The organism is Streptomyces sp. NBC_01317, from assembly GCF_035961655.1.
In the GTDB taxonomy this organism is placed as follows: Bacteria; Actinomycetota; Actinomycetes; order Streptomycetales; family Streptomycetaceae; genus Streptomyces.
In genome coordinates this window covers 4,261,081-4,272,905 of sequence record NZ_CP108393.1, presented here as the reverse complement: position 1 = coordinate 4,272,905, position 11,825 = coordinate 4,261,081, and the positions used below count along the sequence as shown (strand labels likewise).

Below are 11,825 nucleotides of genomic sequence, written 5' to 3'. Positions count from 1 at the left end.
GGCTGACCGACGACCCCACCCGGGTGACCGGCGCCCCTCACCCCAGGAAGCAGTAGCAGGGCCTCAACGTCCGCGAGGGCCCCGGATCGCCCCGGCGTAGGCTGCGGATCATGAGTGATCTGGAGATACGACCGGCCGGCCCCGACGACCTCCCCGCCATCGTGGCCCTGCTCGCCGACGACCCCCTGGGCGCTCAGCGCGAATCCCCCGACGACCTCACCCCGTACACCGCCGCCCTCGACCGGCTGACCCGGGACCCCCACCAGCAGGCCGTCGTCGCCGTACGCGACGGCCGCGTCGTCGGAACCCTCCAGCTCACGATCATCCCCGGCCTCTCCCGGCGCGGCGCCACCCGCTCGATCATCGAAGCGGTCCGCGTCCACGCCGACGAACGCGGCAGCGGCCTCGGCACCCGGTTCGTCGAGTGGGCGATCGAGGAGTCCCGCCGCCAGGGCTGCCACCTGGTCCAGCTGACCTCCGACACCACCCGCACCGACGCCCACCGCTTCTACGAGCGCCTCGGCTTCACCGCCTCCCATGTCGGATTCAAGCTGAGTATCTGAAAACCGCACCCTTTTCCGATTCGTCTCGTTGCCCCCGGCAAGGGGGGCGGTCACGTGTACGGAGCACGTCCCCCGACTCGAACGGGCCGGCCGGCCCAGGAGGAGACGGACCCCCACATGCTCGACGAGATAGCTCTGACCGAATCAAAAACCCTGCGCGCGAGCGTCGCGGAACGCGACGAAGTCCTCGACAAGGTCAAACAACTGGCCCTCTCCCCGGACGGCCTCCACGCCACGACGAAGGACGTCGCCTCGTACTTCGAGGTCGGCGAGACCGTGATCTGGGCTGTCATCCATGATCACCGAGAAGAGATCGAGTCCAACGGGTACCGCGTCCTCAAGGGCGAGCAACTGCATTGCTTCAAGCAAGTCTGTGGGATCAAGTCCCGCAGCCGCTCCCTCGGAGTCTTCTCCCGGCGGGCCGTCCTGAACACCGCGATGCTTCTCCGCGAGAGCGTTGTCGCACGTCAGGTGCGTACGTACCTCCTCGACACCGAGGGAAACGCCCGCCGTGAGCCTGTGGACAACCTTTTCCACAGGCTGACGGAGTGGGTGGACGAGCGCATCTCCGAGGCCCTCGTCCGCCATCTGGCTACGCGCGTCGACGCGGACGTGACCCGTATCGCCGAGGACGCGGTCCGCGCCACGATCGGCCGGACGGTCGTCCCGCTCCTCAACGTCGCCGTCCGGAACGACAGCGAACACCGAGGCCGCATCGAGGCGCTCGACGAAGAAGTCACCCGGCTCAAGCGGGTCCTGCGGGAGCGCGAGGCCGCCGGTTCGATGGGCGCGCTCGACGCCATGAACCCCCGGCAATTCGAACAGCACATCGCCTGGCTGTGCCGACGCGACGGCTGCGACCGGGTCACGGTGACCGGCGGCCACGGCGACACGGGCGCCGACATCGTGGCGTACACACCCGACGGCCGCCGCATCGTCGTGCAGTGCAAGTCCCGTACGCCGGCGGCGACCATCACGAGCGGCGATGTGCAGCAGTTCATCGGCATGGCCAAGCTGGAGTACAAGGCAGACATCGCGCTCCTGGTCGCCACCTGCCCGTTCACCCGGGACGCCCTGCTCCTGGCGACGCGGCACGACGTGACAGCGGTCCATCGCGGTCTGCTGGAGGCCTGGAACAGCGGAGCGACGCTCCAGGTGCTCCAGAAGAAGTAGAACCTGTCCGGCGGAGTGCGCCACGGCACGAGACGGGGCCCGAAGTCGCAAGGAACACATGCGGCTTCGGGCCCGTCGGGCAACTGCACGAATCAGACGGGCGGCATGTCCGGTTTCACGTGAAACATCCGCCGGGGTGAAACGGCTGCCGGGGTGAAACGGCTGCCTGGTTCTACGGCCTGAGGCCGCGCCAGCCCTCCGCGTCCACACCACCCGGCACGTCCCCCTCGGGGTCGTACGGCTCGCGGGTGAAGACGAACGAGCCGAGATCGAGGTGGCGTACCGACCCGTCGGCCCGCCGCACCACCCGCAGCGTCTCCCCCGCGTAGTACCCGTCGAGCCCCGTCCAACCGCCGTCCGTCCGGGCCTCGAAGCGGGAGCCACGGCCGGCCCCGCGCAGCGGATACAGCTCCACACCGCCGTCCGCCACGAGTTTCAGCGCCACTGCCTGGGTGCCCCAGTACCAGGGCCCGGTCAGCTCCAGCAGCGCCGGGTCGACCTCGGGCAGCGGCCTCCAAGGCTCCGGGATCCGGGGCTCGGCGTCCGCCACGATCCCGATGAGATCGGTGGCGAGCGGGCCCACCAGCGGCCCTCCGGTGGCGTTGGCGAGCGCGACCGCGGCCACCCCGTCCGCCACGCTCACCCACAGACCTGCCAGAAAGCCCGGCAGCGAACCGCCGTGCCCCACCAGGGCCCGGCCGTCCCTGCGGATGAGTTGCAGCCCGAGGCCGTAGGCGCCGGCCCCTTCCTCCGGCTCCGGCGGGGTGGACGGCGTCGCCATCTCCCGTACGGACGCCGCGGACAGGACCCGGTCGTCCCCCTCGGCGAGGAACACGGCGAACCGGCAGAGGTCGGCCGCGGTCGACCAGAGCTGCCCCGCCGGCGCCATCAGACCGAGGTCCACGGCCGGTTCGGGAAGCATCACGTCGGCCCAGGGATGCACGGCCCAGGCACCGGCGTGCGGGGCGACCGGCTGGGCGGTCGTACGGTCCAGGGACAGCGGCTCCAGCACCTCACGCCGCAGCACCTCCTCCCACGGCGCGCCCCGCAACGCCTCGACGAGCGAACCGAGCAGCGTGTAGCCGGGGTTGGAGTAGTGGTGGCGCCGTCCCGGAGTGTGCCGTACCGGCTCCTCACCGAGCACGTCGGCAAGCGTCGGACGGAGCGTGCCGGGCGTCCGCTCCCACCAGGCACCCGGCGTCTCGGCCGCGAGACCCGCGCTGTGCCCCAGGAGTTGGAAGATGGTGGAGTCACCCACTCCGGTGCCCGGAAGGTGCTTCTCCAGCGGATCGCCGAGGTCGAGCAGCCCCTCGTCCCGCAGCCGCATCACCAGAACGGCGGTGAAGGTCTTGGTGATCGACCCGATCCGGTACTGCGTGTCCGCGTCCGGCGCGTGGCCGTCCACACAGCTGCGGGAACCCGTCCACACCAGCCGCCCGTCCCGCACGACGGCCCCGACGACCGACGGCGCCCGCCCCTCGGCCTGGGCGACGGCGAGACGGCGGAGCAGGGCGCGCCGCGTGGCGGGCAGCAGGTCCTCGGGCGACTGAGGTGCGGCAGGAGAGGTCATGGACCACATCTACCGGCGCCCGGCCGGTCCGGTCGACCTATTTCCCCCGCGTCCCGGGAGATGTGATCACTTGTACGAGTTGATGAGCCGCGCCAGATGCCGGCCCGCGACGGTCAACGGGACGTCGCTCCTGGACACCTGGGCGGCCAGCTCCGCCCCCTCCAGCGTGCTGATCACCGTACGGCCCAGGTCCGCGGCGTCCTCCTCGGCGATGCCGCCCCGCCGCAGCGCGTCCGCGACCAGCCCGGACCACCGCTCGAAGGCCTGAGCGGCCGCCAGCTGGATGTCCGGGGCGCGGCCGGCCGTACCCAACGCGGTGGCCGTGACCGGACAGCCGTCCAGCCAGTCGGAGGCCCGCAGGCTCTCCGCGAGGCTCCGCGTACAGGCGACCACCGCCTCCGCCGGGTCCGGCTCACTGCCGAGCACCCGCCGCAGGACGTCGGCGAACTCCTGGTCGCCGTGGTGGACCGCCGCCACCGCCAGCTCCTGCTTCCCCCCGGGGAAGAAGTGGTAGACGGAGCCGAGCGTGGCCCCCGCGCCCTGCGCGATCTGCTTGATCCCGGCCCCGTCGTACCCCTGACGCTGCATCAGCCGCGACGCCGACCTGACCACCCGCTCACGGGTGCCGAGGCCCCCGCCCTCGGGGCCGGGCACGGTGTCGGTCCTGTGGTGCGGCTCGGTCTTCACGCCCGCAGCCTATCGGATAGAGCGTTCGTTCCAGTGCGTGCTACGTTCCTCCCTGGATAGAGCGTTCGTTCTAGAGAGGACCCGGCGATCACCATGACCGAACCGACCGACCCGTACGACACCCACACCAGCAGGCCCGCGGTCACCGTCATCGGCCTCGGCCCCATGGGCCGCGCCATGACCCGCACCCTCCTCGGCCACGGCCACCCCGTCACCGTGTGGAACAGAACCCCGAGCAAGGCCGACGACCTCGTCGCCCACGGAGCCGTACGCGCCACCACCGTCCACGACGCACTCGCCGCCGGCGAACTGGTGATCCTCAGCCTCACCGACTACGACGCCGTGTACGCCACCCTCACCCCGGCCACCGCGGCACTCCCCGGACACACCCTCGTCAACCTCAGCTCGGACACCCCCGACCGGGCCCGCGAAGCCGCCCGCTGGGCCGCCGCACACGGAGCCCGCCACCTCACCGGAGGCGTACAGGTCCCGCCCTCAGGCATCGGACAGCCAGGATCCTCCACCTTCTACAGCGGCCCCGAAGACGCCTACCAGGCACACCGGAACACCCTCGCGACCCTCACCGACACCGACTACCGCGGCGCGGACCCCGGACTCGCCGCCCTCTACTACCAGATGCAGATGGACATCTTCTGGACCTCGATGCTCGCCTACCTGCACGCCCTCGCCCTCGGCGACGCCCACGGCATCACCCCCGAGGAATTCCTCCCCTACGCCTCGTCCACCATGGCCTCACTCCCGGGCTTCGCCGCCTTCTACACCCCACGCATCAGCGCCGGCCACCACCCCGGCGACGTCGACACCCTCGCCATGGGCACCGCCAGCGTCCGACACATCCTCCGCACCACCCACGACGCCGGAGTCAACTCCGCCCTCCCCACGGCGGTCCTGGACCACTTCGCCCACGGCATCACCGCCGGGCACGCCCGCGACAGCTTCACCAGCCTCGTCGAACACCTCAAGCACCGGACACCGTAGGGAAAACGGCTGGACACCCACCACGACGATGATGAGAGTGACGCCCATGACCTCACTCGTACGCCACGTCACCGTCGACTCCGCCGACCCCTACTCCCTCGCCACCTTCTGGGCCCAGATCCTCGGCGGCTCCCTCAGCGAGGAGGACAAACCCGGAGACCCCGAAGCCCTCGTCGTCACCGAAGGCGCCGGACTGCTCTTCGTCCAGGTCCCCGACACCAAGACCACCAAGAACCGCGTCCACCTCGACATCCAGCCCCAGGACCGCACCCGCGACGAAGAGGTCGACCGCCTCCTCACCCTCGGCGCCACCCTCCACGCCGACCATCGCCGCCCCGACGGCACAGGCTGGGTGACCCTCGCCGACATCGAAGGCAACGAATTCTGCGTCGAACGCAGCGCCGCCGAACGCGCCGAGAGCTAGGGCCTGTCCGCGGGCGCGGTCGCGGCGCCCGCGTACCGGCGGGCCAGGCGCGCGAAGGCCTCGTTCAGCTCCGCGGGGCCGACCACCTCGATGTCGGCGTCGAACCTGCCGACGGCGGCGGCCAGGGCGGGCCAGGACCACGAACCCAGGACGAGCCGGCAGCGGTACGGCCCGCGCTCCTCGACCACTCCGTCGTGGACGTACGGCGCCACGACGGAGGCGGGCAACCCGAGGATCACCTCACCCCGGCAGGGCCACCCAGCGGAGCCGTCCGCCCCCTGGAACCTGCCCGCGACAAAAGCGGCCACGTCACCCCCGGGCAGTTCACGCGGGACAAAACCCGGGCCGGTGGGGGTGCGTGGAGTGATCCGGTCGGCGCGGAAGGTACGCCAGTCCTCACGGTCGAGGTCCCAGGCGACGAGATACCAGCGGGCGCCCCAGGTCACCAGGTGATGAGGTTCCACCCGGCGTGGTGGAGGTGCGTCGGCGCCGTCGCCCCCGGCGCCCCGCCCAGAAGCAGACGCGGACGCGGACACGGACACGGACGCGTAATCGAACCGCAGCGTTTCCCGGGCGTGGACGGCGGCACCGAGGGTCATCAGTACGGTGCTGTCGGCCCGCGGGGCCGGACGGGTCACGGGCCGTTCGACAGCGGTCACCTCCAGGGTCCTGATCCGGTGCCGCAGCCGGGCGGGCATGACCTGCTCGACGGTGGTCAACGCGCGGGCCGCGCCTTCCTCGATACCGGCACCACTGGTGCTCGCGATCTTGAGTGCGATGACCAGGGCGACCGCCTGCGCGTCATCGAACAGCAACGGAGGCAGCCGCGTACCGGCGCCGAGCCGGTACCCGCCGTCCGGGCCCTTGGCGGCCACGACGGGATAGCCCAGCTCGCGCAGACGGTCGACGTCCCGCCGCACCGTACGCGGGCTGATGTCCAGCCGCTCCGCCAACAAAGCCCCCGGCCAGTCCCGGCGCGCCTGGAGCAGCGAGAGCAACGACAGCAGCCGCGCGGAAGTCTTCTGCATGGCCTCCATGCTGCCCGGAGAAGCGGCCACATCCTGACCGCTTCCGCTGCGACTGTCGTCACCGAACCGGGACGCGCGACCGTCCGGCCACGCGACCGTCCAACCATCCGCACCAGAGGCAAGGAGCCCCTCATGTCCGTCAACGCGGTGACCCACCTGAACTTCCGAGGCGACGCCCACGCGGCACTGACCTTCTACCGGTCCGTCTTCGACGGACACCTGACCGTCGTCACCTACAAGGACGCCGGAAACATCCAGGAGCCGGCGGAGGCGGAGCAGATCATGTGGGGCCAGGTCACCGCCGACAACGGATTCCACGTGATGGCCTACGACGTCCCCTCCGGCCGGCCGTGGGACCAGGGCGAGAACGCCTTCTTCCTCTCCCTGCGCGGCGAAACGGCCGACGAGGTCACCACGTACTGGGAAAAGCTCACCGAGAACGCCACCGTCCTCCAGCCACTGAGCCCCGCCCCCTGGGCGCCCCTCTACGGCATGCTCAAGGACCGCTACGGCGTCACCTGGGTCATCGACGTCGCCGCCGAATACACCGCGGCCTGACCACCGCTCGGGCGGCGACCCCCGCCGCCCGAGCACCCCGCCCGTCCCGCCCGCCAACAGCCCTCACCGATGGACCCGGTGAGGGGACATGCGGGCTCAGATCACGCACCGATGAGTTTCCCGCGCCGCGCCGGTCTGTAAGCATGAGACCGACTCACGGAAGGCCGGCCCCATGCGGAAACTGATCTACGGCATGAACCTGTCCCTGGACGGCTACATCGCCGCGCCCGGCGACGACATCGGGTGGAGCGTGCCGAGCGACGAGCTGTTCCAGTTCTGGTCCGACCAGTTGCAGGCGACCGACCTGTCGCTGTACGGGCGCAAGCTGTGGCAGACGATGAGCTCCCACTGGCCGACGGGCGACCAGCGGCCCAACGCCACCCCGGCGGAGATCGAGTACGCGCGCCGCTGGCGGGACATGTCGAAGGTGGTGTTCTCCTCGACGGTCGACAAGGTCGACTGGAACACCCGCCTGGTCACCGGCGACGCCGTCGCCGAGATCACCCGGCTCAAGGCCGAGGACGGCGGCCCGATGGACATCGGCGGCGCGACGCTCGCCGGCGCGGCCATGCGGGCCGGGCTGATCGACGAGTACGTGCTGGCCACCGCGCCGGTCCTGGTGGGCGGCGGCACGCCGTTCTTCACCACGCTGGACAGCTGGGTGAACCTGAACCTGGTGGAGACACGGACGCTTCCCGGCGGCGTGATCCTGACCCGGTACGAGACGAGGCGCTGAGCGCCCGTCCGGGAGCGCCGCGCGGGAGTATCGCCCCGGACCCCGCGCCCGCAAGCACAAGTGTGGTTCCTCCCATGCCGCGCGGCGCCCTCGCGATGTCAGACGGCGGGCTTCACGTGGCGGACCAGCCACATCAGCAGGGGGTCCAGGTCGGCGGCGGCCGAGAGGACCCAGTCGACCGCCTCGGCCGTGTGCAGCCACTCCTCGCAGCCGAGGGGACGGGCGGCGATCAGCGAACGGTGGCGCAGCAGGTCCGTACGGGGGTGGTCCGCCGGGTAGCCGCGCGGGAGGCGTTTCATCATGTCCCCGGAGATGTCGTAGCCCTTCTTCCGCACGTTCTCGACGATGGCGGACAGTTCGCGGCCGCTCCCCTCGGAGGCCACGGCCTTGCGGAACATGTCCACCTGACCAGGGTCGGGGTACCACCACGCGCCCTGGATCCGCAGGCCGTCCAGGGTGAACCGGAGACCGATCTCGATCTTGCGGCCGAGCCGGATCACCGCGCCCTGGTGCTGCCACCACCAGGAGCCGGTGCGGTAGTGCCAGACAGAGAAGTCCTCGAACCGGGGGTCGGCGTCCGCGACCTCGTGGAGAAGGGCGATCATCGGCTGCCGGACCAGGCGTTCGCGGTCCGCGCGGCAGCGCTCGCGGGTCGCGTGGGTCGGTTCGCCCTGGAGCTGCCACAACACGTCCATGGCCTGCTCCGGCCAGCCGGTGAACTGTCCGCGCATGCGGGGACCCTACAACCACCCCGCTCAGGTCTGCGCCATGTCCACAAAACGCGAGTAGTGACCCTGGAACGCCACCGTGATCGTCGCCGTCGGACCGTTACGGTGCTTCGCCACGATCAGGTCCGCCTCGCCCGCGCGCGGCGACTCCTTCTCGTACGCGTCCTCCCGGTGCAACAGGATCACCATGTCCGCGTCCTGCTCGATCGACCCCGACTCACGCAGATCCGACACCATCGGCTTCTTGTCCGTACGCTGCTCAGGACCACGGTTCAGCTGCGACAACGCGATCACCGGCACCGCCAGCTCCTTCGCCAGCAGCTTGAGGTTTCGCGACATGTCGGAGACCTCCTGCTGACGGCTCTCCGCACGCTTCGAACCGCCCGACTGCATCAGCTGCAAATAGTCGATCACCACCAGCCGCAAGTCGTTGCGCTGCTTCAGACGACGGCACTTCGCCCGGATCTCCATCATCGACAGGTTCGGCGAATCGTCGATGTACAGCGGCGCCTGCGACACATCCGGCATCCGCCGCGCCAGCCGCGTCCAGTCCTCGTCCGTCATCGTCCCCGACCGCATGTGGTGCAACGCCACCCGCGCCTCCGCCGACAACAGACGCATCGCGATCTCGTTGCGCCCCATCTCCAGCGAGAAGATGACGCTCGGCAGATTGTTCTTGATGGACGCCGCCCGTGCGAAGTCCAGCGCCAGCGTCGACTTACCCATCGCGGGACGAGCCGCGATGACAATCATCTGACCGGGATGCAGACCGTTCGTCAGCGAATCGAAGTCCGTGAACCCCGTCGGCACACCCGTCATCTCACCGCTGCGCGAACCGATCGCCTCGATCTCGTCCAGCGCACCCTCCATGATGTCGCCGAGCGGAAGATAGTCCTCACTGGTCCGCTGCTCGGTGACCGCATAGATCTCCGCCTGGGCGGAGTTCACGATCTCGTCGACGTCCCCGTCCGCCGCGTATCCCATCTGCGTGATCTTCGTACCCGCCTCGACGAGACGCCGCAGCACCGCCCGCTCATGGACGATCTCCGCGTAGTACGAAGCGTTCGCCGCACTCGGCACCGACTGGACGAGCGTGTGCAGATACGACGCCCCGCCGACCCGCGTGATCTCCCCCCGCTTGGTCAGCTCCGCCGCCACCGTGATCGGGTCGGCCGGCTCCCCCTTCGCGTACAGGTCGAGAATCGCCTGAAAGACCGTCTCGTGCGCCGGACGGTAGAAATCGTGCCCCTTGATGATCTCCACGACATCCGCGATCGCGTCCTTGGACAGCAACATGCCACCCAGGACCGACTGCTCGGCGTCCAGGTCCTGCGGAGGCACCCGCTCGAAGCCGGTCGATCCGCCGTCCCACGCGCTGTCGTCCCGACCGCGCTCGTGCTGCTCCTCACGGCCCCGGCCCTCGCTACGGCGCTGCCGGGAGACAGGCAGACGGTCACTTGGACCGGTGTCGGTCCAGGGGTCGTCCAACGGCTCGGGAATGGTCACCGGCCACCTCCTCACGTCCGCTCAGCGGACCTCGCCGTGCCACTCTTTCTACGGCACGACACTGACAAAACGAGAGGCCTGACTCCGGTTCCGGCGCGTCGGACGCCGGTCCACGGTAGGCCCGTCCGCGACGTCAGCCAATCTTGTTATCCACAGGCCATGTGGACGAGAGACCAGATGCTGTGGAGAACTTGCCCGATCCTGTGTACGGACCGGGGGACAGCACTGTGGACAAAATCATAGAGACCCCGCCGCAACCATTCTGACCTGGGCTTTTTCCGTCCACCGGCTGTGGGGGAGAAAAACTTTCCCGACTGGACCAAGATCAGAACAAACGACGCACGACCGAGCCCCGGAACCCGCCCGAAGTAAGGAGCACAGCTCCTTTGCGTCTCTTACCTGTGGAAGATTAGATTGAGCGCATGACACAGGCCCCTCTGGCAGCCAAGGCGACCCGCCGCCGGCACGACCGCGAGATCCTCGCGCTCGCCGTCCCCGCGTTCGGCGCGCTCGTCGCCGAACCGCTCTTCGTGATGGTCGACAGCGCGATCGTCGGCCATCTGGGTACGCGTCAGCTCGCCGGACTGGCGATCGCGGCAGCCCTGTTGACCACCGCGGTGAGCGTCTTCGTCTTCCTCGCCTACGCCACCACCGCGGCCGTCGCCCGACGGGTGGGCGCGGGTGATTTCCGGGCCGCCATCCAGCAGGGCATGGACGGGATCTGGCTCGCGATCCTGCTCGGCGCCGGGGTCATCGCCGTCACCCTGCCCGCCGCCCCGTGGCTCGTCGACCTGTTCGGGGCCTCCCCCACCGCAGCGCCGTACGCCATCACGTATCTGCGCATCTCCAGCCTCGGCATACCGGCCATGCTGGTGGTGCTGGCCGCCACCGGGGTGCTGCGGGGGCTCCAGGACACCAGGACGCCCCTGTACGTCGCTGTCGGGGGCTTCGGCGCCAACGCGGCGCTCAACGCGCTGTTCGTCTACGGCTTCGGGTTCGGGATCGCCGGTTCCGCGTGGGGGACGGTGATCGCGCAGTGCGGCATGGCGGCCGTCTATCTGGTGGTGGTCGTACGGGGAGCGCGCCGGCACGGTGCGTCGCTGCGTCCCGATCCCGCGGGGATACGGGCGGGTGCGCGGGCCGGAGTGCCGTTGCTGGTCCGTACGTTGTCGCTCCGGGCGGTGCTGCTGATCGCCACGGCGGTGGCGGCGCGGCTGGGTGATGCCGATATCGCGGCTCACCAGATCATTCTGTCGCTCTGGAGTCTGACGGCTTTCGCGCTGGACGCGATAGCGATCGCCGGGCAGGCGATCATCGGCCGGTATCTGGGGGCGGGGGACATTCGGGGAGCGCGGGAGGCGTGCCGTCGGATGGTGCGGTGGGGGGTCGTGTCGGGGGTGGTGTTCGGAGTGGTGATCGTGTTGGCGCGTCCGTTGTTCGTGCCGTTGTTCACGGGGGATCAGGTGGTGCGGGACACGTTGGTGCCGGCGTTGTTGGTGGTGGCGGTGTCGCAGCCGGTTTCGGGGGTGGTGTTTGTGCTGGACGGGGTGTTGATGGGGGCGGGGGACGGCCGGTATCTGGCGGGGGCGATGGTGGTGACGTTGGCGGTGTTCGCGCCGGTGGCGTTGGCGGTGCCGTCGTGGGGTGGGGGGTTGACGGCGTTGTGGTGGGCGATGGGTCTGATGATGGCGGTCCGGTTGGTGACGTTGTGGTGGCGGACGCGTTCCGGGCGGTGGTTGGTAACGGGCGCGACGCGGTGAGATGTCCGGTTTCACGTGAAACATCGCGTGGAACGGCGGGAGGGCCGCATCCCCGGGTGGGATGCGGCCCTCTCTTGTGCTCTGTCGAGCGCT

At 69.9% G+C, this 11,825-nt stretch carries 12 protein-coding genes; 7 read left to right on the top strand and 5 right to left on the bottom strand.

The features are described 5' to 3' along the window. Positions 1–110: 110 nt before the first annotated feature. Positions 111–563: a GNAT family N-acetyltransferase gene (locus OG349_RS18295; protein WP_327235634.1), complete on the top strand. Its 453-nt coding sequence runs from the start codon at positions 111–113 to the stop codon at positions 561–563. Between the two features lie 117 nt (positions 564–680). Beyond that, positions 681–1,736, top strand: a complete 1,056-nt coding sequence (locus tag OG349_RS18290; protein ID WP_327235633.1) for a restriction endonuclease — start codon at positions 681–683, stop codon at positions 1,734–1,736. Between the two features lie 172 nt (positions 1,737–1,908). Here OG349_RS18290 and OG349_RS18285 read toward each other — a convergent pair whose 3' ends face one another. Both OG349_RS18285 and OG349_RS18280 read right to left on the bottom strand, forming a co-directional pair. Continuing rightward, positions 1,909–3,306 (bottom strand): serine hydrolase domain-containing protein, encoded by a 1,398-nt coding sequence (locus OG349_RS18285; protein WP_327235632.1) that lies wholly within the window; start codon positions 3,304–3,306, stop codon positions 1,909–1,911. Between the two features lie 66 nt (positions 3,307–3,372). Beyond that, positions 3,373–3,993, bottom strand: a complete 621-nt coding sequence (locus OG349_RS18280) for a TetR/AcrR family transcriptional regulator (RefSeq protein WP_442806270.1) — start codon at positions 3,991–3,993, stop codon at positions 3,373–3,375. A gap of 93 nt (positions 3,994–4,086) precedes the next feature. Between OG349_RS18280 and OG349_RS18275 the strand changes: the two genes are divergently transcribed. Both OG349_RS18275 and OG349_RS18270 read left to right on the top strand, forming a co-directional pair. Further along, positions 4,087–4,992, top strand: a complete 906-nt coding sequence (locus tag OG349_RS18275) for an NAD(P)-dependent oxidoreductase (protein WP_327235631.1) — start codon at positions 4,087–4,089, stop codon at positions 4,990–4,992. 46 nt (positions 4,993–5,038) lie between these two features. Further along, complete coding sequence (locus OG349_RS18270; protein ID WP_327235630.1) at positions 5,039–5,416, top strand: VOC family protein; 378 nt, start codon at positions 5,039–5,041, stop codon at positions 5,414–5,416. Here OG349_RS18270 and OG349_RS18265 read toward each other — a convergent pair. Continuing rightward, complete coding sequence (locus tag OG349_RS18265) at positions 5,413–6,444, bottom strand: helix-turn-helix transcriptional regulator (protein WP_327235629.1); 1,032 nt, start codon at positions 6,442–6,444, stop codon at positions 5,413–5,415. The genes OG349_RS18270 and OG349_RS18265 overlap by 4 nt on opposite strands. A 132-nt stretch (positions 6,445–6,576) precedes the next feature. Here OG349_RS18265 and OG349_RS18260 point away from each other — a divergent pair, with 132 nt between their 5' ends. Both OG349_RS18260 and OG349_RS18255 read left to right on the top strand, forming a co-directional pair. Further along, positions 6,577–7,002, top strand: coding sequence for a VOC family protein (locus tag OG349_RS18260; RefSeq protein WP_327235628.1), 426 nt, complete (start codon positions 6,577–6,579; stop codon positions 7,000–7,002). A 172-nt stretch (positions 7,003–7,174) separates the two neighbouring features. After that, a complete protein-coding gene (locus OG349_RS18255) occupies positions 7,175–7,738 on the top strand; it encodes a dihydrofolate reductase family protein (RefSeq protein WP_327235627.1) in 564 nt (187 codons plus the stop codon). A 98-nt stretch (positions 7,739–7,836) separates the two neighbouring features. On the opposite strand, the gene OG349_RS18250 is transcribed toward OG349_RS18255, so the two are convergent. Together OG349_RS18250 and dnaB are read right to left on the bottom strand one after the other, a co-directional pair. Next, positions 7,837–8,469, bottom strand: coding sequence for a DUF2461 family protein (locus OG349_RS18250; RefSeq protein WP_327235626.1), 633 nt, complete (start codon positions 8,467–8,469; stop codon positions 7,837–7,839). A gap of 24 nt (positions 8,470–8,493) precedes the next feature. Next, positions 8,494–9,972 carry a replicative DNA helicase gene (dnaB, locus tag OG349_RS18245; RefSeq protein ID WP_327235625.1) on the bottom strand — a complete coding sequence of 493 codons (1,479 nt, stop codon included), beginning with the start codon at positions 9,970–9,972 and terminating at the stop codon, positions 8,494–8,496. Positions 9,973–10,394: 422 nt separating this feature from the next. Here dnaB and OG349_RS18240 point away from each other — a divergent pair, with 422 nt between their 5' ends. After that, positions 10,395–11,732 (top strand): MATE family efflux transporter, encoded by a 1,338-nt coding sequence (locus OG349_RS18240; RefSeq protein ID WP_327235624.1) that lies wholly within the window; start codon positions 10,395–10,397, stop codon positions 11,730–11,732. Positions 11,733–11,825 lie beyond the last annotated feature (93 nt).